18 protein-coding genes are annotated in these 21,791 nt (G+C 37.2%); 12 read left to right on the top strand and 6 right to left on the bottom strand.

All coding sequences use genetic code 11. The annotated features are described in order from the left end of the window. Positions 1-21: 21 nt before the first annotated feature. Positions 22-774 (top strand): SDR family NAD(P)-dependent oxidoreductase, encoded by a 753-nt coding sequence (locus ABH942_RS15260; protein ID WP_370033458.1) that lies wholly within the window; start codon positions 22-24, stop codon positions 772-774. 64 nt (positions 775-838) lie between these two features. Continuing rightward, positions 839-1,999, top strand: a complete 1,161-nt coding sequence (locus ABH942_RS15255; RefSeq protein WP_370033456.1) for an ATP-binding protein — start codon at positions 839-841, stop codon at positions 1,997-1,999. Here ABH942_RS15255 and ABH942_RS15250 read toward each other — a convergent pair. Further along, on the bottom strand, positions 1,988-4,381 hold the full coding sequence (locus ABH942_RS15250; protein ID WP_370033454.1) for a DUF5686 family protein: 2,394 nt from the start codon (positions 4,379-4,381) through the stop codon (positions 1,988-1,990). The two genes, ABH942_RS15255 and ABH942_RS15250, sit on opposite strands and share 12 nt — an antisense overlap. A gap of 129 nt (positions 4,382-4,510) precedes the next feature. Here ABH942_RS15250 and ABH942_RS15245 point away from each other — a divergent pair, with 129 nt between their 5' ends. The 6 genes from ABH942_RS15245 to ABH942_RS15220 all read left to right on the top strand — a co-directional run bounded on the left by ABH942_RS15245 (position 4,511) and on the right by ABH942_RS15220 (position 10,248). Further along, a complete protein-coding gene (locus tag ABH942_RS15245; protein WP_370033452.1) occupies positions 4,511-5,239 on the top strand; it encodes a metallophosphoesterase family protein in 729 nt (242 codons plus the stop codon). 51 nt (positions 5,240-5,290) lie between these two features. Then, entirely contained in the window at positions 5,291-5,776 is a 486-nt protein-coding gene (locus ABH942_RS15240) for a DUF6646 family protein (RefSeq protein ID WP_370033450.1), read from the top strand. A gap of 412 nt (positions 5,777-6,188) precedes the next feature. Next, complete coding sequence (gene egtB / locus ABH942_RS15235) at positions 6,189-7,334, top strand: ergothioneine biosynthesis protein EgtB (protein WP_370033448.1); 1,146 nt, start codon at positions 6,189-6,191, stop codon at positions 7,332-7,334. A 6-nt stretch (positions 7,335-7,340) separates the two neighbouring features. Then, on the top strand, positions 7,341-8,300 hold the full coding sequence (locus ABH942_RS15230; protein WP_370033446.1) for an L-histidine N(alpha)-methyltransferase: 960 nt from the start codon (positions 7,341-7,343) through the stop codon (positions 8,298-8,300). A gap of 156 nt (positions 8,301-8,456) precedes the next feature. Next, a complete protein-coding gene (locus ABH942_RS15225; protein ID WP_370033444.1) occupies positions 8,457-9,500 on the top strand; it encodes a sensor histidine kinase in 1,044 nt (347 codons plus the stop codon). 7 nt (positions 9,501-9,507) lie between these two features. Then, positions 9,508-10,248, top strand: coding sequence for a LytR/AlgR family response regulator transcription factor (locus ABH942_RS15220; RefSeq protein WP_370033442.1), 741 nt, complete (start codon positions 9,508-9,510; stop codon positions 10,246-10,248). 1 nt (position 10,249) lies between these two features. Here the strand turns inward: ABH942_RS15220 and ABH942_RS15215 are convergent, their stop codons facing one another. After that, entirely contained in the window at positions 10,250-11,149 is a 900-nt protein-coding gene (locus tag ABH942_RS15215; RefSeq protein ID WP_370033440.1) for a DUF6268 family outer membrane beta-barrel protein, read from the bottom strand. On the opposite strand from ABH942_RS15215, the gene ABH942_RS15210 reads away from it, so the two are divergent. Then, positions 11,148-11,324 carry a hypothetical protein gene (locus ABH942_RS15210; protein WP_370033438.1) on the top strand — a complete coding sequence of 59 codons (177 nt, stop codon included), beginning with the start codon at positions 11,148-11,150 and terminating at the stop codon, positions 11,322-11,324. The two genes, ABH942_RS15215 and ABH942_RS15210, sit on opposite strands and share 2 nt — an antisense overlap. A gap of 151 nt (positions 11,325-11,475) precedes the next feature. Here ABH942_RS15210 and ABH942_RS15205 read toward each other — a convergent pair whose 3' ends face one another. The 4 genes from ABH942_RS15205 to ABH942_RS15190 form a co-directional block, all read right to left on the bottom strand. Next, on the bottom strand, positions 11,476-13,029 hold the full coding sequence (locus ABH942_RS15205) for an aldehyde dehydrogenase family protein (protein WP_370033436.1): 1,554 nt from the start codon (positions 13,027-13,029) through the stop codon (positions 11,476-11,478). 111 nt (positions 13,030-13,140) lie between these two features. After that, on the bottom strand, positions 13,141-14,067 hold the full coding sequence (locus tag ABH942_RS15200) for a magnesium transporter CorA family protein (RefSeq protein WP_370033434.1): 927 nt from the start codon (positions 14,065-14,067) through the stop codon (positions 13,141-13,143). Positions 14,068-14,296: 229 nt separating this feature from the next. Continuing rightward, positions 14,297-14,836: a 3-hydroxyanthranilate 3,4-dioxygenase gene (locus ABH942_RS15195; protein WP_370033432.1), complete on the bottom strand. Its 540-nt coding sequence runs from the start codon at positions 14,834-14,836 to the stop codon at positions 14,297-14,299. Positions 14,837-14,900: 64 nt separating this feature from the next. Further along, positions 14,901-15,947 carry an endonuclease/exonuclease/phosphatase family protein gene (locus ABH942_RS15190; RefSeq protein WP_370033430.1) on the bottom strand — a complete coding sequence of 349 codons (1,047 nt, stop codon included), beginning with the start codon at positions 15,945-15,947 and terminating at the stop codon, positions 14,901-14,903. A gap of 136 nt (positions 15,948-16,083) precedes the next feature. On the opposite strand from ABH942_RS15190, the gene ABH942_RS15185 reads away from it, so the two are divergent. From ABH942_RS15185 to ABH942_RS15175, 3 genes are read left to right on the top strand one after another with little or no spacing between them, the layout of a single operon-like run. Continuing rightward, the gene (locus tag ABH942_RS15185) at positions 16,084-18,906 is read left to right on the top strand and encodes a beta-sandwich domain-containing protein (protein WP_370033428.1); all 2,823 of its coding nucleotides are present in this window, start codon (positions 16,084-16,086) and stop codon (positions 18,904-18,906) included. 11 nt (positions 18,907-18,917) lie between these two features. Then, positions 18,918-19,523 (top strand): choice-of-anchor J domain-containing protein, encoded by a 606-nt coding sequence (locus ABH942_RS15180; RefSeq protein ID WP_370033425.1) that lies wholly within the window; start codon positions 18,918-18,920, stop codon positions 19,521-19,523. A gap of 19 nt (positions 19,524-19,542) precedes the next feature. Beyond that, entirely contained in the window at positions 19,543-20,877 is a 1,335-nt protein-coding gene (locus ABH942_RS15175) for a DUF5689 domain-containing protein (RefSeq protein WP_370033423.1), read from the top strand. Positions 20,878-21,791 lie beyond the last annotated feature (914 nt).

Genomic DNA, 21,791 nt, shown 5'->3' with positions numbered 1-21,791 from the left:
ATAAATTCTGACAAGAAGTTAATGAAAACAGTATTAATAACAGGTGCTACCAGCGGCATAGGAAGAGCTACAGCAATTGAGTTGGCAAAACACAATTTCAAACTGATTCTTTGTGGAAGACGGGAAGATCGTTTGGCTGAGTTACAAATTGAACTGGAACACCGTACCAAAGTACATACGCTTAATTTTGACGTAAGAAAGAAAAAAGCCGTACAAGAATCTATCGATTCGCTGCCAAAAGAATTTGCAGAAATCGATATCCTTATTAACAATGCCGGAAACGCTCATGGCCTGGATCCTATTCAAAATGGCGACCTGGAAGATTGGGACGCTATGATAGACATTAATATCAAAGGCCTTTTGTATGTTTCGCATGCCGTTATCCCGAAAATGGTTGAGAGGAAAAGCGGCCATATTATCAACATTGGCTCAACAGCCGCAAAAGAAGTCTATCCGAACGGAAATGTTTATTGCGCCACAAAACATGCTGTTGATGCTATCAATCAGGGCATGCGAATGGATCTAAACCAATACGGTATTCGAGTTGGCGGTATTCATCCGGGCATGGTCGAAACCGAATTTTCGCAAGTGCGTTTTAAAGGCGATGCTGAAAGAGCTTCTAATGTTTACAAAGGTTTTGAACCGTTAAAACCTGAAGACATAGCCGATATTATACGATTTGTAATTACGAGGCCTTACCATGTCAACATTGCCGACCTAATGGTAATGTCGACGGCGCAGGCTTCCTCAACCATAGTAAACCGTATACTCTAAATTGATGCATGGCCGGGTTTTTGGTTCGAAGAACTAAAAACCCGGCCTTTTAACTTTCTATTCCATGATTAACAAGCGCCTGCTCATAAAAAACCTACTTGCTCATAATGACGAGAGCAGCTTTTATGACAAAAAGCGGCAGCTGAATCTCCATACCCGGGAAGGTAAAGCCAAATTCTTAAAACACATCTGCGCTTTGTCAAATTCCAATCCCGCTAACAACTCTTATATTGTTGTAGGCGTTGAAGATCATGACAATGAAATTATAGGTGACGATTTTTTTGACGACAGCCGTATTCAGAACCTTGTCAATGCTTTTTTGGAAAATCCGCCAAAAATCCAATATGAGAATGTCCCTTTTCCGAATCTTCCAAAAGACAAGGTTATTGGACTGGTAACTATCAAACCAAGTAAGAAAGTTTCTTTTTTTAAAAAAGGAATCCATACCATCCTGGCTAAATCCATATTTATACGCATTGGGAGCAATTCTGTCCCCGTTGATGAGATTCCAAGCGATATTGGTCGAAACTACCAAAATGTTGAAACCGTCATCAGTATTGAAAATAATTCCCGAAACAGTATCGAACATACTTTAGAAGGCGTTATCGATTTCATGAACAACCGGCATAAGGATATGTCACCAAAGTACAAAGTCTTTAAAGAACTGTTTGTGGTTTGCTGGGCCGGACATAAGAAAAAGGTCAAAGACATGATCTATCTTTCCCGTGTTGATATCGAACTGGTTAATGAACAGATTAAACTTTTTTATTCGGCATTGGATGAAGTTTCCATTGAATACGACAATCATACTTTTTCAATAACAGAATACCTGTCATTAGGATTAAACGACAAAACAACTTATTATCCGTTAGAGAAACAAACCATCTCCTTTTATGACAACGGTTATTATAAAATCGAAACGCAGTTTCTGTTTGAGCCTCCGCAATACAACCGTAAAATGCTTTTCCATATCTACAATTCTAACCTGTCACTGCTTTCCAAACTGGACAAAGGACTTCTGCTTTCTGAAAGAGAAAAAAAGGATTTGGAAAATCTTCCCTCTACTTTTATGATTTGCTACCTCAACGGTTTTGAAGAGGCAAAACAAAAGCTCATTGATGCAAAACCTTTGCTGAAAAATTTTGAGAATTCTACCGTTTATGTCAGTTTTAAGGAAGCGATGCGTATTTTGCGGAAAATGAAATACGACACATCACTTGATTGACATAGCCATTGAGAATTTAAATGCAAGATTGTCATTAAATTCAGGTTGTGAATAGGCTCCATATCGGTAATATACTCCAAATCCAAGACCGAGATTAGCGATATTCATATAATTAAGCTTCAATATATTGTCAATCTGCAAACCTGTTTCTGTAAAAATCTTCTCTTTTGTCTTGAAAGCAATTAATTGATGGGCACTTTTATCCGACAGATTTCCCCAACCAAAATTATTATGCCAGGTCACGCCAGGCTGAAATTTGCCCGTTTTAAAAAGTAGCCCTCCAAAATTGTGCGAAAGAAATAAGTTTACATAACTGTCCGATAAAAACTCGTATGGACGTAATGTCTGGAAAGTGTTTTTCATAATAATAGCCGATTTGCTGTCATAACTTCCTTCTCCCGTAAACAAAAGTCCGTATGGCAATGGCTTATCTATAAAACCGGCTTCCAAACGATAGTCTGTCTGTCCAAAATTCTTGGTGAAAAAAGACTGTTGTACGCTCGCTTCAACTCGATTGTAATCAAAATCACTATCAATAAAATCTTTGATTCCTTTTGTATATGCCAAATTAAAGACCGGATATTTTGTACCCATAGAATAGCGCTGGTTCATGCTGTTTACAAATTTTTCCTTGTAGGCAAATCTTAAATGGAATGTCAGGTCTGTTGTTGTATAATTGCGAAAATTCCGGTTTCCATCGTTTAAAAGGTATTCGTACTTAGGTGTAGTTTTCGTATGATTGAAATCGACTTTGAATTTTAAATACCGCATCGTCCTGAAGCTAAAATTCAGGTTGTTTTGTCGGATCATGTCATATTGGTAGCCAATATAATTTCTAAAATTATAAAGACTCGGCTCATACGTATTCAAACCATAATTCCCGGTTTCCATGAGATTTTGCTGGTACTTTGCTCCAACAACCATTTCGTTTTCTTTGGAAATCCTATATAGTATTTCACCTCCATATTTCCAATCGTGGTCTTCCATTCCATAACCGAAAAACCCACCCAAAGTCAAATCCTTGAAAAGTTTTTCATTGGTATAAAAACCGGTTCCAAGCCTTAATTTTTCGTATTTATTATAGCTAAATGTTTTTGACAAATCAATATCGATTGGACCAACAGGAATCCGTCCTTGCGCAAATTTCTCCATAAAAGTCAATAAGCCATCAAAATTGGCTTTCTTTCCAATGCTGTCAATAACTTTATAGGTCGTTATTTCGGCACTGTTTAGTTTTTCGGCACGGGAATTATCCCAAAAAAGGCTGTCTTTTTTTGCGGCTTCCGGATCCATGCGGATAGCTTCTAATGAGAATTCTTTTTTGTTTAGCGGTATATCGACTTCAACCTGGTCAATATAGCTTTTGCCATCGATAATCATTCCTATGGTTTTCGATGGAAATTCATTAAAAATCAGCGCATAATTAAGCTGTTGCGGAAACCAGTATTTATTGTCTACAAAAGCATACTGCTGCTGTATCCGGATATCTATTTTTCCTTTTTCGAAAGGCGAAGCGATAACATTCTGTACCGCATATTTATTGGTATTGATGTACAGGAAACCTTTTAACCCGTCAAAATTTTTGTTTGCCTGTGGCCGGAATGACAAAATATACACCGTGTCTTTTTGCTGATAGAGCGTATCTTCAATACGGAATTTGTATTTCTTCAGGCTTCCCTTACTAATCGGGTTCAGGTAATTGATGTTAAACAACCTGATATTGTCTTTATAAAAAGAAAAGGGTTGGAAATCAGTTGCCAAAGAAGCAAAAGTCGGGTTTTGGAATCCTGAAACTTTAGTGCCAATTACAACTTCTTCGCTAATATCGGGTTTTATAAATTTTCTATTTGTTACCGACTCCATCATAAAAAGGCGGCTTCCTTTTAGTTTTTGACGGATCAACAGGCTGTCCTTTTTATCGGGCGAATCCGATTTATAATCATAAATCAGTTTGTTATAACATCTGTATTTAAAGGAATTGATATTTTCCGGATTATTAGATTCCTTGTTGGCGATCACTTTTCGCATTATCGCATTGGCAGGGTTCTCTCCTGATTCTATGATAACTTCATTCAAATCAAATTTAGAGCGAACCATAGTGATTAGTAACTCGCTGTTATTTTTTAAAACCGAAGCAGAAAAATTTTCGTATCCCATATAAGTACAACTGATGCTGGAAATGGGCGATTGGCTTTTATAAACAAAAACACCTTCAATATCAGAAGACACGCCCTGTCTGTTATCTCCATTAATAACAACCGAAGCAAAGGCAAGAGGTTCTTTGGTTTCTGAATCAATAATTTTTCCTTTTATGGTGTTCTGGGCGTATAAAATTGGCCCTATAAGCAATAAAAAAACAAGTTGGGGGTAAATTTTTTTCATAGCAATTTTTAAAAAGTAAGAATTTTAAACTAAAAAATTTCTTTTTCAATCTTAATTAAACGCTAAAAGTGAATTATTCTTTTACATAATCAATTGTTTTTTATGATATTTGAGGACAATTCTTATAGAATGAACAGAACTTTAATTATTGGAGATATACATGGCGGATTAAAAGCCCTACACCAAATCTTCAAAAGAGCCGATGTAACTACAAACGACACCCTGATTTTTCTTGGAGATTATGTCGACGGTTGGAGCGAATCACCTGAAGTAATTGATTTTTTAATTGCTCTAAAAACTACACATAATTGCATATTTTTAAGAGGAAACCATGACGACCTGTTGTTGCAATGGCTTGAAGTAAAAAAAGATAATCCGCAGTGGTTCAATCATGGCGGACGTCTGACGATGGAAAAATACAATCTGTTGTCTCCAGAAAAAAAACAGATCCATATTGATTTCCTGAAGACTTTAGAAAATTACCATCTGGACGAGCACAATCGCTTGTTTATCCATGCCGGATTTACCAACCTCAACGGAGTTACTTATGAATATTTCCCGAAAATGTTTTATTGGGAACGTACCTTATGGGAAAATGCGCTTTCGCTTGACAGTTCTATAGAAAAAGACAGTCCGTTTTATCCAAAAAGATTCAATCTTTACTCTGAAATTTTTATAGGTCATACGCCGGTAACCCGAATAGGAGAAACCGTTCCTGTCAATAAAGCGAACATCTGGAATGTAGATACGGGAGCAGCCTTTAAAGGTCCATTGAGTATTTTGGATATCAAAACAAAGGAGTTTTGGCAAAGTGATCCGGTTTATTTATTATATCCTGAAGAAAGCGGCCGAAATTAAGTTGTTTCAAAAAATACAAAAACATCGTATATTTGCATAAAATTTTTACTTATGAATAAAATTATAACAATTACTTTGCTTTTGAGTGCTTTTTTAGGAAATGCACAATCTTTTAGTGGAAAAGGCGACAAAAAATTCCAAGTCGGAGCCAACTTTCAGGATCATGCAACAGGAATCATGGCTACTTATGACTACGGAATAGGAGAAAATATGTCTATTGGTGGATATACGACTTACCTATTAGGTGTTGATGGCGACGGTTCTAAATTTGAAGATCGTTTCGATTTGAAGGCACGTTTTAATGCCAACATCGGAAATGTTATGGGCTTGCCGGAAAATTTCGATATCTATCCTGGTCTGGACTTAGGATTAAGAAACTTTGGTGCTCATTTGGGCGGACGTTATTTCTTCACGAATGGTTTCGGGTTATTTACCGAATTTAGCGTTCCGATTGCAAAATACAAAAGCGATGTATTTGGCTATGATCGTCTGAATAACCAATTTGTTTTTCATGTTGGCGCTTCGTTCAATCTGTAATTACTACACACATTATCATATTCAAAACCCGATTCCAATGGAATCGGGTTTTTTATTTCTTGATTTCCGTAAAAAGAAAAAGCCCCGGTGGTTTCGGGACTTTTTTATTCCGGTTGTAACGCGACAGTCACACTTCGGAATAACGTGACATGCAACTACAGTAATCATAACCAAACCTGAAGCAAAAGATTGATAGTTTTTTGCAGTTACTGTCAAATATAGTATCCGGGTTTAACGCCGCTACAAGGGAATCTTTTTCATAGCAATTACTATATAGACGCAAAACATTTAAAAAGGTTGCTTCTGTTATTTAAAAAAAATTTAGCAATGTTATAAATAGGTTAAAATCAGTCGGTTTAAAAGAAGCTCTAAAACATTCTTTGTAAATTAGTTATACTAACTATCCTATAAAATGACACTTTCAGACCGTTATAATTCCATCAGAAAACATACAGAACATCTTTGCACTACGCTAAAGACTGAAGATTTTGTACCACAGCCTGCCGATTTTGTCAGTCCTCCAAAATGGCATTTGGCACATACTACATGGTTTTTTGAGCAGTTTATCTTAAAAGAGCATCTCCCTGATTATAAAATTTTTGATGACGATTTCAGCTTCTTATTCAACAGCTATTACAATTTTGTGGGAAAACGCGTCTTTCGTGCCAATCGGGGAAACATCACCCGCCCCAGTGTGCAGGAAGTATTCGAATACCGTTCATATATTGATATGCATATGCAGATACTGCTACAGCTTAAATCGGAAGAATTGAAAGATTTAATCGAATTGGGACTGAATCATGAACAGCAGCATCAGGAACTACTTCTGACCGATATCAAATATATTCTTGGAAACAATCCTATTTTTCCAATATATGATGAAAACATCGATTGGGAAAAACAGGAAAATGAGGAATCCGGATTTGTAAAGCTGGACGAAGGCATTTATGAAATAGGATTTGAAGGTGAAGGATTTTCTTTTGACAATGAGCATGGAAGACATAAGGTATATCTACATGATTTTGAAATTTCGAAATCGCTGGTTACCAATGCCGAATATCTGGAGTTTATCATAGATGGCGGCTATAAAAATTTTGATTATTGGCTGGATGAAGGTTGGTCCTGGATTACCGAAAACAAAATTGGAGCTCCATTATATTGGCATAAAATTGATGGCGTATGGCATCAGTATACTGTAAGCGGATTGGAAGAAATAAATCCTGACGCAATACTGACACATATCAGCTTTTATGAAGCCGCCGCTTATGCCGCCTGGAAAAAAATGCGACTTCCAACCGAATTTGAATGGGAAGCTGCTGCCGACAAATTCAATTGGGGAAAACGTTGGGAATGGACAAACAGTGCCTACCTGCCTTATCCTTATTTTAAAAAACCGGAAGGTGCCATTGGAGAATACAATGGCAAATTCATGGTAAACCAGATGGTACTTCGCGGTGCTTCCTGCGCAACATCACCACACCATAGCCGGAAAACCTACAGAAACTTTTTTCACGCCCATGAACGTTGGCAATTCAACGGCATACGTCTCGCAAAATAACTGCTTATGAACACTGCACAACAAATCCATTATACCGCTTTTGCAGAAGATGTCCTGGAAGGACTGACTGCAAAAAAGAAACATTTGTCTTCTAAATATTTTTATGATGATAACGGAAGCCAAATTTTCCGGCAAATTATGAAAATGCCCGAGTACTATCCAACCAATTGCGAATTGGAAATCCTATCCTGGCAATCGGATGCTATTTTGGACAAAATTGCTTTTAGCGGAAATTTCAACATCGTAGAGTTTGGTTCTGGTGATGGTACAAAAACCAAACAGCTGCTTCAGGCCTTCCTGAATAAAAATGCTAATTTCACTTATATGCCAATTGACATTTCAGAAGAAGCCATATTGATTCTCGAAGAAAGTATGCTTGCTGCTTTGCCTAAACTAAAAATGGAATCCAGGATTGGCGATTATTTTGATGTACTTGAAGATATAGCCAAAGAAGAAACTCCAAACTTGTTTCTGTTTCTGGGAAGCAACATCGGCAATTATAAAAAAGAAGAGGCTTTCCGATTGCTACAGATGTTTGCTTCAGGAATGAAAAAAGGAGATAAGCTGTTGCTTGGAATTGACCTTCAGAAAAGTCCGAGGATTATCCAGAAAGCGTATGATGATCCGCATGGAATAACCAAAGCGTTTAACATGAACCTGCTTCATAGAATCAATCGGGAACTGGATGCCGATATTGCTATAGACCAATTTGATTTTTACTGCCATTACAATCCTGAAAACGGCGAAGTCAATAGTTACTTATATAGTTTAGCCAAACAGCGATTTTATAGCCGCGTGCTTAACAAATCGTTTACTTTCGAAAAAAACGAAACCATTTGGACAGAACTTTCCAAAAAATATAGCTTTACAGAGATTGAGGAATTGGCAAGTCGGTTGAATTTTAAAGTCATTGAAAACTTTTTAGACGGCAAGCAGTATTTTACGGATAGTTTGTGGGAAAAATAAAAAGCTGACTCGTTTTTCTTGTCCTACGAACTATAGCATTTGCTATTAGTCAATCTGTAGGTACCATTGGTCAAATATTTTTCAAAAAAAGCAATAATCTTTACTTCTTTGCATATTCCAAAATTTAACGAAGCAAGATTATCTTTGCCTTTCCTCATGAAGAAAAATTCTCAATACAAGCATTGGCTATTTATAAGTGTCTTTTGGTGCGCATTAGGCTTTGCCATCTGGTCACAGATGATCCAAAATTTTAGTTTCTTGCATGCTGTCTACCAGGCACTGCTTTTCTTAGTATTTTCTGTTACTATAGCTCATACGCTTAGCGATTTTTTGCTGCCTAAAGCCTTGAACAAAGGCAAGATGGGCTTTTTTGTGGCCGAGTTTATTTTTATGGTATTTCTTCTGGCGGGATGCCTTGCACTGACATCTGTTTTGTTTGCAGATTATGAAATACGAGGTATGTATCCTCAATCCAAATTGCCAGTTTTAGAGCATTTCTGGTTCCGTTTTTATACTGCGATTCCGGCTGCTTTATTAATAAACGGTACAGCTTGTGGTCTGCGTTTTTTTCAGGAACATGGCATAATGGAGAAAAAGCATGCGCTGTTAAAGCAAAACCATTTGGAAGCGCAGATTAAGATATTGCAAGATCAGATCAATCCGCACCTGATGTTTAACGTGCTTAACCATATCCATATCCTCATGCAGCGCAATGTGCCACTTGCTTCTGAACTGCTTATCAAGTTTTCGGATATTCTGCGTTATCAATTGTATCAGTCCAATCGCGAGTATGTAATGCTGGATGCGGAAATCAAATATCTAAAAGATCTTGTTGGGATTGAGCAGGTGCGTTGGGGAAATGAGCTGGATGTGGATTGCCGATGGGAAATCCAAAACGGCAACCTACAGATTACACCATTGCTGTTGATGCCATTGGTAGAAAATGCTTTTAAGCATGTTTCAAGGCTTCCTCATGAAAACGGCTACGTAAATCTGTTGTGCAGACAGGAAGGGCAAAATCTTATGCTGAAAATAGAGAATTCCTATACAGAACAATATAAACCATCGTCACACGATCACGGACTCGGATTAGAGAATGTGCGTAAGAGGCTTGACATCCAATATGCAGACCGTTATGATTTGTCTATTGAAAAAACGGAAGATACCTACACAATTATTCTTAATTTAGTACTCAATTGATATGAATATGAATCCGGAACAGCCTTCAAAAGTGATGATCAGATGTCTCGTTGTCGACGATGAGCCTTTGGCGCGGCATAGCATTATCGATTTTATTGAAAAAATAGATTTTCTGGAAGTTATTGGTTCCTGTGCTTCCGCACTCGAAGCCTCAGAATACGTCCAAAACGGGCAGGTTGATTTGCTGTTTCTGGATATTAATATGCCCTATCTTTCGGGTCTGGAATTTTTAGATTCTCTGGAACGTCCTCCTATGGCAATTTTTACAACCGCCTATTCTGAACATGCTTTGGAAGGATATCGCCTTCAAATAGTAGACTATCTGCTGAAACCCATCACGTTTCAACGGTTTTATCAGGCTTCTTTAAAAGCGCAGCAGTTATTTTCATTAACTGCTTCAGCAAAACAGCAAATTCCGGCTGATCCTTTTTTATATATCCGCCAGGGAGAAGGTTTTCAGAAAATATCCTGGACCGACATTCTTTATATTGAAGGAATGCAGAATTATGCCAAATTACATTTCAAAAACCAAATTTTGGTTATCCACCAGACTATGATTTCACTGGAAGAAACGCTTCCTAAAGAAAAGTTTTTCAGGATTCATAAATCCTTTTTGGTGAATATCGACCATATCGATTCTATAGCCGGCGGACGTCTTTTTATTAACGGACAGCAACTACCAATTTCAAGAACACGAAGGGAAGCGCTCCTGAAAGAGGTAGTGTATAAAAACCTTCTGAGCCGATAATCTAAAACTTCCATTTTAAAGCTGCCGCACCATAAAACGTGGTCGTAAACTTTGGATTAGCCATATCTTTTTCTTTAAAAATATCGCTTATTTTCCTGTCATTTGTCTGGAAGGAACGTGTGAGCGTAGAACCCGCCGTCAAATCAACAGTCCAGTGCTCGCCTAATTTAAATTGAGGGCGTATTCCCGCAATTACTTGTTGGTAGCCCAATAGTTTTGATTTTCCATCACGAGAAACTTCTGCTGTCATACCATCCAATTCTATAACTGCTTTTAAGTCAAAATTTGGCGTAAATCTATAGCCTATTTCGGCACCTTCAGGAAATGCAATCTTAAAATGCAAGGCTGTTTGAGTTTCCCAGTTGAAATAAATTCCAGGCAATACCATAGGAACACCAAAAGCATTGGTCAATACCGGGCCAAATCCGAAAGCCAAATTAGGTTTGAAATTTTTGATAAAAAGCACACCACCCTGTAGCAAAACATCATCGACAGTAATCTGATCCAAATCGGTATAGACACCAACGGATAAGGTTGCCATCATGGACCACTTGCCTCCAATAGGCCGGATATGTTTCACTCCTATCTGCGCATTTAGTAATTTTGTTGGAAACAGTTTCTCGTCATAATATTTGTTTTCCATAGTTGCATAACTTCCCTGAAGATAAAGCGACCATAATTTTGGTTTGTTCTCATCAACCATTTTAAGAGAGAGCGGTATTTCCAGCGCTGCTTGTACTCTTTTAAAGTTGCTCTTGGAATCTGTCTTTACGCTATCAATTGGGCGTACATAATTAGAGAAAGGCACATAATCTGCCTTGACTTGTCCTGAAATGCCTGTTTGTGCTTTGCTGATAATTGGTGCAAAAAATAGTACCAGATAAAAAACCTGTTTCTTCATGTCAAATTTATTTTTGTGCGAAGTACGCGGTTCGGCCATACATCAGGAAATTCATTTGACCAATGGCTTGGCTGTTTTGACGAAAGGTTTTTATTCCGGGAAATGTAAAATGATTATCGGGGAGTTTACACCAAATTTCCATTATCTAGGAACTTTGCGTCTCTGCGTAAAATAATTGCTCGCAAAGGCGCAGAGCCGCAAAGCAAGTAAAATCTAAATTTATTGGAGTTTGTTTGGGTATGAAGTTTCAAACAATCAATTAACTTTAAACAAAAAAATCCCGCTTTTCAGCGGGACTTTTATTATTTATAAAGAATATCTAAATCTTACAAATCGAACTTGATACCTTGTGCCAAAGGCAATTTGGTTGTATAGTTGATTGTATTGGTTTGTCTTCTCATGTATACTTTCCATGCATCAGAACCTGATTCACGTCCGCCTCCGGTTTCTTTTTCACCACCAAACGCACCACCAATTTCAGCACCTGAAGTTCCGATGTTTACGTTAGCGATTCCACAGTCAGAACCTGCAACAGAAAGGAATCTTTCCGCCTCACGCAAATTGTTTGTCATAATTGCAGATGACAATCCTTGTGCCACTCCATTTTGAAGGTCGATTGCATTTTCAACTTCTCCTGAATATTTCAACAGGTATAAAACTGGTGCAAATGTTTCGTGCTGTACGATTTCAAAAGAGTTATCAGCTTCAGCAATTGCTGGTTTCACATAACATCCGCTTTCATAACCTTCGCCAGAAAGAACGCCACCTTCAACGATAATCTTTCCGCCTTCAGCAACTACTTTTTCTAACGCTTTGTTGTACATTTCAACTGCATGTGTATCAATAAGTGGCCCAACGTGATTGTTTTGATCTAATGGGTTTCCTATTTTCAATTGTCCGTAAGCAGCAACGATTGCATCTCTTACTTTATCGTAAATGCTTTCGTGGATAATTAAACGACGTGTTGAAGTACATCTTTGTCCCGCAGTTCCTACAGCTCCAAAAACGGCTCCGATCACTGTCATTTTGATATCTGCATCTGGAGTTACAATGATAGCATTGTTTCCTCCTAATTCTAATAATGATTTTCCTAAACGTCCTGCTACCGCCTGTGCTACGATTTTACCCATTCTTGTAGAACCTGTTGCAGAAACCAACGGAACGCGAACGTCAGAAGTCATCCACTCACCTACTTTGTAGTCACCGTTGATCAAGCAGGAAATTCCTTCCGGAAGATTGTTTTCTTTCAAGACTTCTGCGATGATGTTTTGACAAGCAATACCGCATAATGGAGTTTTTTCAGATGGTTTCCAAACGCAAACATCACCTGCAATCCAAGCCAAAGCTGTATTCCAAGACCAAACGGCTACCGGAAAGTTGAAAGCAGAAATGATTCCAACAACTCCTAATGAATGGTATTGTTCATACATTCTGTGTCCCGGACGCTCAGAGTGCATTGTCAATCCGTGCAACTGACGAGATAATCCTACAGCGAAGTCGCAGATATCGATCATTTCCTGAACTTCTCCAAGACCTTCCTGCAATGATTTACCCATTTCATAGGAAACCAATTTACCCAGTGCATCTTTTTTCTCACGCAATTTCTGACCAAACTGACGAACAATTTCTCCACGTTGTGGTGCTGGCATTAATCGGAAAGTTTTGAATGCTTCAGTCGCGCTTTTCATTACTTTCTCATAATCCTCTTTAGTTGTGGTTTTTATTTTTCCGATCAGCTGACCGTCAACCGGAGAATAGCTTTCAATGATCTCGCCATTTGAAAACCAGCTGTTTCCTGTTGAAGTTCCTTCGTTAATTGCTGCCAAGCCCAATTGTTGCAAGGCTTCAGTCATTCCAAATTGATTTGCTATTGTTGCCATTTATAACTTTTTGATTGTAAATTGTATTATTTTTTGCGAAGTTATGATTTATAGGTGGATTTTGCGAATCAAAATGTTTTTTTAGCAATTGCCTTTCCTTTTCTTAAAGAATCAAAACAAATTTCGCTTCTTAAATATAAATACGCCCAAAACAGAAATCAGTAACGACATAAGCAAGATAATCCAAAATCCCAGTGGACTTGCCTGAAGATTATTAGGCACGTTCATTCCATACAGGCTTGCTACAAGCGTAGGAATCATCAGGATGATTGAAATGGAAGTCAACCTTTTCATGATAACGTTCAGATTGTTCGAAATCACGGAGGCATAAGCGTCCATCATTCCGGTCAAAATATTGCTGTACACATTTGTTGTTTCTTCTGCCTGACGCAATTCAATTTCTACGTCTTCTACCAGATCAGGATTGAGATCTGTTTTTTGGTTTTTCAGATTCTTAATTCTGTGAAACAATATATCATTTCCTTTTAAAGACGTTATAAAAAACACCAGACATTTTTCAATCTGCAACAGTGCTTGAAGTTCTTCGTTTTTGATTGATTTTTCTAAATTGCTTTCGGCTAATTTGATACGTTGATTAATTTGTTTCAGGTATTTCTGATACCAAACACTTGACGACAACAATAATTTGAGCACTAAATCGTAATGTGAAGTAATTGCTATTTTTTTGCGCTGCGTGTATAGCACAAAATCTTCAAGCATATCGTTGGGCTGAAAGCATAAGGAAACAAAAACATCATCGTTAAAAATCAGCCCAAGAGGTGCCGTATTAAACGGAAGTTTTTCGTCATTGCTCTTAAAAGGAATTCTTAGGATAATGAGATTCCAGCCGTTTTCAGTTTCCAGACGCGGGCGTTCGTCAATATCTTCAATGTCGTTATAAAAGGCTTCGGGAATTTTTAAATCTTCGAGAAGGTATTTGATTTCTTCTGCTGTTGGAGAAACCGCATTAATCCAGCAGCTTTCGTTTTGGTTTTGGGCAGAGATAAGCCCGCTGTCATTTTTGTAGAATGTGATCATAATGCAATGCTATTTCTAAGAACAGCGAGCAGGATGACATGCTGTCCTTAAATTAATAAAATGTTCTTCTGATAATAATCGTCCATTTTTAAGGATAATTTTTTTTTAAATGCGGCGCGAAGGTATGACATTAAATGTGAAACTGTTATCTGAATTATGTTTTTTTTAGCACTACAAAAAAACCTTGCCGCTGGCAAGGTTTATCGTTTTTGAAAAGTATTTAAAAACACTATCTCTTTAAGGTATATTTTTTATCGGCTTCCATAATGGTTCCGCATTTTGTACATGTCCTTAATGTTTTGGAATTGTAAAAATATTGGAAATGTGGCAGGAAATCTTTTTCTATATCGTTGAGTTCAAAATAGACTTCATAAAGTTTGTGGTTGCAATTTTCGCAGAACCAGAGCAGTCCGTCAGTATAACCTTTTCCCGCTCGCTTTCTTTCGATAACCAAACCAATAGAGCCTGCCGAACGAACCGGAGAGTGAGGTGTTTTTGCGGGATGAAGATACATATCTCCGGCGTTGAGTTCCATTTCTTTGCGTTCGCCACCTTCCTGGATGATTACTTTTATAGAACCTTCAAGCTGATAGAATAGTTCTTCCGTTTCATTATAATGGTAGTCTTTTCGGGCATTAGGTCCGGCTACTATCATTACGATATAATCTTCGGAATCCACATAAATGTTTTTATTTCCAACAGGCGGTTTTAGCAGATGCCTGTTCTCTTCAATCCATTGATTGAGATTGAATGGTTTTGAAATTGCCATAGCTTTAATATTTCTACTAAATTACTAAAAATAAAAAAGGCTAGTGAAAAACTAGCCTTTAAAATTATTTTACTTCTTTTATCAGATACAGATACACCGGGAAGTGATCGCTAAATCCAACTTGTCCGTTGGAGTTTCTAAGCGGATATCCTTTGTATTGTCCTGTTGTTTGGGTAAGGAAAGGTTTGTTGTAAACGCCTGCTTTCCAGAAACGGTAAGAAGTATAGTCTTTTCTGATTAATGGTTCTGAAAGAATCATCTGGTCGAATAAATCCCAGGCATCGCGATAAGCCAATGTTCCAATTCCTTTGTTAGACATTTCTTCCATAGGATTAAACATGCCTCTTTCTTTAGTCTCTTCTTTTTTGCCTTTCGCTCCTAATTCAACCTTAACACTCTTGTTAAGAGGACCATCATTCAAGTCACCCATTGTGATGATTTTTGCGTTTGGATTGATGTTGTATAATGAGTCGATAATCTTTCTGTTCAGTCTTCCTGCTGCCTCACGGTTCGGGCTTGACTTTTGTTCACCTCCTGAACGAGATGGCCAGTGGTTTACGATAAAGTGCATTTCTTCTCCATCCAACAATCCGGTTACCAACAATTGGTCACGCGTATAGATTCGCTGTGTCTTATCTGTTTGATCATAGATAATTAACGGAACATTAATCGAGCTTGTTGGCTTGAAATGTTTTTTCTGATAAAGTAACGCTACATCAATTCCTCTTTTATCAGGAGAATCAAAATGAACGATACCATAATCCTTATTAATCAAGAGTGGTTGCTTTATCAAATCTTCAAGAACACCTCGATTTTCGATTTCAGCACCTCCAATAATTACAGGAGATTCCTTCTGCTGATCGCTAGTTCCTATCTCATTTAGGACTCTGCTCAGATTTGCCAGCTTCTTTTTGTATTTCTCTGACGTCCATCTTTGATTGCCCGTCGGAGTATACTCTTCATCATTCACATTAGCGTTGTTGATCGTGTCAAACAAGTTCTCAAAGTTGTAGAACGCAATAGTTTGCACCTTAAATTTCTTATCCTGAGCTTGCGCTACATTTATTGAAGATAATACAACGAAAAGGGCAATAAATTTTTTAATTCTCATAAATCCAATATTAATTAAATATGAAGTTTAACATAAACTTGGGAGCAAAAGTAAATAATATTAATTAATAATGTAACTTTGCCGCCGTTAAGAAATTGTATTTCTAACAAAAAGGGATTAATCATTAAATTTATTTATGAAAAAACTTGTAATTAGTATTTTATTTGTAATGCAAGTCGTTTTTGCTTTTGCTCAGCAAAACTCCTTAGTTAAGGGTAAAGTTGTTGACTCAAAAACTCAAAAACCATTGCAAAATGTAGTAGCTACAATTCGAAACACGACATTGACCGCTTTGACAAATTCTGACGGTATATTTGTTTTCGAAAATGTACCACATGGCAGCCATCTTCTTGAAGTTTCAAGTACTGGCTATACTCGCCAAATTTTGTCTATCGACGTTGAAGGTCAACCGTTAGACTTGGGGGTTGTTGTTTTGGCAGAAGACATTACTTCTGAGCAACAATTAAGCTTGATTACCATTACTGAAAATGATTTGGGTGATGACAACAGTGGTTCTGAAAGTACTGCAGGATTGTTACAAGCAACAAGAGATGCTTTCCAGCAATCAGCGGCTTTCAACTGGGGCCAGGCTCGTTTTAGAATCAGAGGTTTAGACAATGAATACGGAACAACCATGATTAATGGTATTGTTATGAATAAATTGTATGACGGAAGACCACAATGGAGTAACTGGGGTGGTTTGAACGATGCTACTAGAAATCAAGAATTTACAATGGGTTCTGCTCCATCTGATTATACTTTCGGAGGTATCTTAGGAACTCAGGAAATCAATACAAGAGCTTCATTTTACAGACCAGGTACAAGAGTTTCTTTCTCTGGAACGAATACAAACTATAGCTGGAGAATGATGGGAACTCATGCTTCAGGAATGAACAAAGATGGAATTGCTTATGTAATTTCTGCTTCAAGAAGATGGGCTCAGGAAGGTTACTTTGACGGAACCGATTATAGCGCTAACTCTTTCTTTGCAAGTGTTGAAAAAAGATTTAATGATAAGCACAGCTTGAACTTTACATCAATCTATGCTCAAAACAGCAGAGGTAAAAACTCTCCAAACACGGCTGAAGTTAATAAAATCGCTGGTGAAAAATATAACTCTTACTGGGGATGGCAAGATGGCGAGAAAAGAAACTCAAGAGACAAAGATGTTGAAGAGCCTATTTTAATGCTAAGCCACTACTGGAAAATTACTGACAAGACGAATTTAAACACAAACGTTTCTTATCAATTTGGTAAAATTGGAAACAGCCGTCTTGATTTCCAAAATGTAAACAACCCTGATCCTACTTACTACAGAAATCTTCCTAGCTACTATACTTCAATGTATGATGGAAATACATTTGTAGGAGGTTCTGAAGCTAATATTTTAGAAGCGTCAAGAGCTCGTTTCTTGACTAACAGACAAATTGACTGGAAAGCTATGTATGCTGCTAACAGCAGAACAAATGCAGGAAACAGTGTTTACGCACTATATGAAGACAGAACAGACGATAAGACCTGGACTGCTAATACTATCTTAAATACTCAGCTTTCTGACAACATCATCCTTAATGCTGGTGCAACTTACAGAAAACTAAAATCGCATAACTTCCAAAATATGCTTGACCTTCTTGGAGGACAGTATTTTAATGATATTGACAATTTCTACACTGGAAACTTTGCACAATCTGACTTGAACAATCCAAACAGACAAGTTGGTGTGGGAGATACTTACGGTTACAACTACAATTTACTAGCTGATGTGGCTGATGCTTTTACACAGTTCAAATTCAACTACAGTAAATTTGATTTCTATCTTTCTCAATCTTTCTCTCGTTCTCAATACCAAAGAGAAGGTTTATACAGAAACGGACTTTATGCAAACAACTCTTTCGGAAAAAGCGACAAGATTGTTTTTGAAAACTTCGGTTTCAAAGGAGGTATGACTTATAAATTGACAGGAAGACAGATGTTCGACGTGAATGCTATTTACATGACTAAAGCGCCTTCATTGAGAAACTCTTTCCCTAACGCACGTTTAAACAACGTTATCATTCCGGATATCAACAGCGAAAACATCATGAGTGTTGATGCTAGTTATATCATCAGAGCTCCTAAGCTTAAAACAAGATTGACAGGTTTCTACTCAACAATCAAAAATGCTACTGAAACTTCATTCTTCTTCGCAGAAGGAGTATTTGAAGGGGACGGATCTGATGCTAACGCTTTCGTTGCTGAAACAGTAACAAACATCAACAAGAAAAACATGGGTGTTGAATTAGGTATCGAATACCAAGTAACTCCAACAATCAAAGTTACTGCTACTGGTACATACGGGCAATATACTTATGACAACAATCCTACTGTAAGTATCAACAACGACGCTCTTGCTGCTCTTGTACAAGAAGGTTCTGTAGCAAGTGTTGGCGGACCAAATACACAAGTGGATTTTGGAAAAGCTAATTTGAAAAACTACCGTCTTCCAGGTATGCCACAACAGGCTTACTCTATTGGTCTTGAATATAGAGATCCTCACTTCTGGTGGATTGGTGCTAACGCAAACTACTTAGCAAGCAACTATATTGATGTATCTGCTTTATTGAGAACTCACAATTTCTTTGAAAACTCTGCTGATCCTTACGGAATGGATTTCCCATTCTCTGATATTGATCGTGACAACGCAAGAAAATTGTTGAAACAAGAGAAATTTGATGATTTTTATTTAGTAAATTTAACTGGAGGAAAATCATGGAGAATCAGTGGTAAGACTGTAGGATTCTTTGCAAGTATTAACAACGTATTTGATCAGACTTACAAAACAGGTGGATTTGAACAAGCAAGAAATGCTAACTACCAAGAATTAAACAGAGATGTTTCTAGCGGAACTCCTTCTTTTGGACCTAAGTATTTCTATGGATATGGAAGAACTTATTTTGTAAACCTTTACGTCAACTTCTAATTTTGTGTACTATGAAAATGAATAAGATAACAACATTATTATTCGCATCACTTACGATGGGAATGATGTCAAGCTGTGTAAATGATGATGACACTTCACTTCCGGAATATACTCCGCTAATTTTTGGTGAAGATTTTTCTGAAGGTGTTGACAATACATTGTTTGAAAAAGAAGGATGGACAAACTTTGCTGAAACAGGAACTGTTCGTTGGACAAACCAGGTTTATAGCGGTAATGGTTATGCCGAATTCACATCATATCAGTCAGGCCAGCCTTCTAACATAGGATGGTTAATCACACCAGGTATCAATCTTGATGCTCAGGAAAATGAGAAATTGGTTTTCCAGACAGCCCAAGCATACGTTACCAATGCGGCAAACACCATTGAGGTTTTAATCTCTACTGACTTTGACGGAACCAATGTTACTGCTGCTACTTGGCAGACGTTGAATGCAACTTTTCCAACAACTTCATCTGTATATTTTCAATTTATTAAATCAGGAGTAATTGATTTATCAAGATTTACAGGAACAGCTCATATCGCATTCAGAGTAAAAGGAAATGGTTCCTCATTAGCTGGTACATATCAAATTGATAATATTAGGGTTTATAACTAATTCTATTAAAAGTAAAAAAATGAAATCTATTATATTTAAATCTATATTTGTCTCTATAATTGCTGCCGGATTAATTTCTGGTTGTGTAAATGATGACAACTATGGCACGCCAAACTTGGATTGCGTTGATCCGGGATTGACGGCGACCAAAACGGTTCAGCAGATTATCGCAACAGCTACTGGAACTCCAAAGCTTTATACAGATGATGATATCATTGAAGGATATGTTACTTCAAGTGACGAGAAAGGAACTTTCTTTAAGACTATTTCTATGCAAACGCTTCCTGAAACAGGAGCTCCTGTAGGATTTAGTATTGCTTTAAACGTTTCTTCAACTTTTGCAGAAGGATTTACTCCTGGAACTAAAGTTTACATCAAGCTAAAAGGCTTATACTATGCCAATGTTTTCAACTCTTTGCAGATTGGTGCTCTATACCAAGGAACTCAGATTGGAAGAATCTCTGAAAACGTTTGGAAACAATTTATCTTCCCTTCTTGTACAAAAGTGAATGAGAATGACATGGTAAGAACAGTAACTCTTGCTCAAGCATACACTAATGCTAACCTGAACACACTTATTGAAATCAATGATGTGCGTTTTGCAGATGGTTCTGTAGGAAGAAAGTACTATGATATCAATTCAGGCGGTGGTGCAACAAACCACTTTATCACGTCTGCAAGTACAGGTGGCACTTCTAACATTATCCGTTTCAGCAGCTTTGCTCCTTTTTCAGGAAACAGAGTTCCTTCAGGAAGTGGAAAAATCAGAGGTGTAATGACTAAATACAATTCTGACTTCCAATTCATCGTGAGATATGAAACTGATATCCAATTGAGCGGTAACAGAAGTTTCAACTATTCAGGAAACTTTACAGAAAACTTTGAAAGCTATGTTGCTAACCAAACTAGTTTCCCTAACTATTTCAACAAACCATTTGTTGGAACTAAAGTATGGACTATCAAAACAACAGCTTCAAAATATCTTGAAATGACATCGTTTGGATCACCAAATGAAGATAACAAAACAATGTTCTTCATGCCGGTTGACATGACAGCTGCTAACACTATGACTTTCAAATACAAAGTTTCATTCCCGGTAGCAGGTCATACACCTTTAAAAGTATATTACACGACAAATTACACTCCTGGCCAAGACATTAGAAATGCAAATCTTGTAGATATTACTTCAAGCTTTAACATTGGAACTAGCCAAACTTTTGTAAATGCTGGAACATTCAATATTCCTGCAAGTGTTACAGGAAACGGATTCTTCGTCTTTGAATATACCGGTTCTGGACTTTCTAACCCAAGACTTACAACAAACTTCGGTATTGATGATGTCGTAGTTAACTAAGATAAAGGTTACACAATAAAAAAATCCCCGTTGAAAATTCAACGGGGATTTTTTATTTAGAAACGAATGATCTCGTAAAACTATCCGGACACCAATCTCAGAATAACCCACCTATGCACCTCTCATTCATCCTTAGACTGTTTAATGAAGAATATTCCTTCTAGACCGTCTAGTCCAGGAATTCTCAATCCATTAATTCCAATTGATTAGGAATTGCATGTTTACCGTATCAAAACATTTGATCTAAGATGATTATTAACCGCAATCACGGTACTTCCCTGTATAACCCTGAAAGACGTTGGAAGCTCGTATTCAATAAAGAAGGCTACATTCTGACTATTTTCTACTAAGAATTTTAGGCTTTGAAAATAAATTAACCACAGATTAGAATAATTGCACATGCTTAAGAAGTCAATCTTAAATAAGAAAAGACGCGAAAAAGATTCACTTTACACAACTTTTTCTTAAACATAAAACCCTTACATATACCGGAGAAATCTGTTTTGGTATAACGTTTCCTATAATCAATTATATCGCTTCAACCACTTTAATTTGTTCACGGAAAACACCTCTCGTTTTTTGGGCATAAATAAGCTCAAAAAAGGACTGCTAAACAAGAATACTAAATCCAGGAGAAAACCTCTTAAAAGACCAAAAAACAGCCTTTTAAACACTTTATGTCAACCAAAAAGGAATAACCAAAAGAAATAAAGATAAAAAAAGCCATTTTTATCGGCAAAAAGCTAACGATTCAAAAATTATCAGAAAGTCATTACCGAATAAAAGCAGACATAAAATTGCTTACCTTCAATACTTTTTTCCACTATCCACTATCCACTATCCACTATCCACTATCCACTATCCACTATCCACTATCCACTATCCACTATCCACTATCCACTATCCACTATCCA

Origin of the sequence: Flavobacterium sp. 28YEA47A, assembly GCF_041262125.1 — a bacterium.
In the GTDB taxonomy this organism is placed as follows: domain Bacteria; phylum Bacteroidota; class Bacteroidia; order Flavobacteriales; family Flavobacteriaceae; genus Flavobacterium.
Note: the sequence above shows the minus strand (reverse complement) of the source record. Positions and strands in the feature narration are given on the sequence as shown.

Excerpts from the sequence above, each read along its gene's own strand:
- ABH942_RS15260 (WP_370033458.1), top strand. The coding sequence starts at position 22 with ATGAAAACAGTATTAATAACAGGTGCTACCAGCGGCATAGGAAGAGCT.
- ABH942_RS15255 (WP_370033456.1), top strand. The coding sequence starts at position 839 with ATGATTAACAAGCGCCTGCTCATAAAAAACCTACTTGCTCATAATGAC.
- ABH942_RS15250 (WP_370033454.1), bottom strand. The coding sequence starts at position 4,381 with ATGAAAAAAATTTACCCCCAACTTGTTTTTTTATTGCTTATAGGGCCA.
- ABH942_RS15245 (WP_370033452.1), top strand. The coding sequence starts at position 4,511 with ATGAACAGAACTTTAATTATTGGAGATATACATGGCGGATTAAAAGCC.
- ABH942_RS15240 (WP_370033450.1), top strand. The coding sequence starts at position 5,291 with ATGAATAAAATTATAACAATTACTTTGCTTTTGAGTGCTTTTTTAGGA.
- egtB (WP_370033448.1), top strand. The coding sequence starts at position 6,189 with ATGACACTTTCAGACCGTTATAATTCCATCAGAAAACATACAGAACAT.
- ABH942_RS15230 (WP_370033446.1), top strand. The coding sequence starts at position 7,341 with ATGAACACTGCACAACAAATCCATTATACCGCTTTTGCAGAAGATGTC.
- ABH942_RS15225 (WP_370033444.1), top strand. The coding sequence starts at position 8,457 with ATGAAGAAAAATTCTCAATACAAGCATTGGCTATTTATAAGTGTCTTT.
- ABH942_RS15220 (WP_370033442.1), top strand. The coding sequence starts at position 9,508 with ATGAATCCGGAACAGCCTTCAAAAGTGATGATCAGATGTCTCGTTGTC.
- ABH942_RS15210 (WP_370033438.1), top strand. The coding sequence starts at position 11,148 with ATGTCAAATTTATTTTTGTGCGAAGTACGCGGTTCGGCCATACATCAG.
- ABH942_RS15215 (WP_370033440.1), bottom strand. The coding sequence starts at position 11,149 with ATGAAGAAACAGGTTTTTTATCTGGTACTATTTTTTGCACCAATTATC.
- ABH942_RS15205 (WP_370033436.1), bottom strand. The coding sequence starts at position 13,029 with ATGGCAACAATAGCAAATCAATTTGGAATGACTGAAGCCTTGCAACAA.
- ABH942_RS15200 (WP_370033434.1), bottom strand. The coding sequence starts at position 14,067 with ATGATCACATTCTACAAAAATGACAGCGGGCTTATCTCTGCCCAAAAC.
- ABH942_RS15195 (WP_370033432.1), bottom strand. The coding sequence starts at position 14,836 with ATGGCAATTTCAAAACCATTCAATCTCAATCAATGGATTGAAGAGAAC.
- ABH942_RS15190 (WP_370033430.1), bottom strand. The coding sequence starts at position 15,947 with ATGAGAATTAAAAAATTTATTGCCCTTTTCGTTGTATTATCTTCAATA.
- ABH942_RS15185 (WP_370033428.1), top strand. The coding sequence starts at position 16,084 with ATGAAAAAACTTGTAATTAGTATTTTATTTGTAATGCAAGTCGTTTTT.
- ABH942_RS15180 (WP_370033425.1), top strand. The coding sequence starts at position 18,918 with ATGAAAATGAATAAGATAACAACATTATTATTCGCATCACTTACGATG.
- ABH942_RS15175 (WP_370033423.1), top strand. The coding sequence starts at position 19,543 with ATGAAATCTATTATATTTAAATCTATATTTGTCTCTATAATTGCTGCC.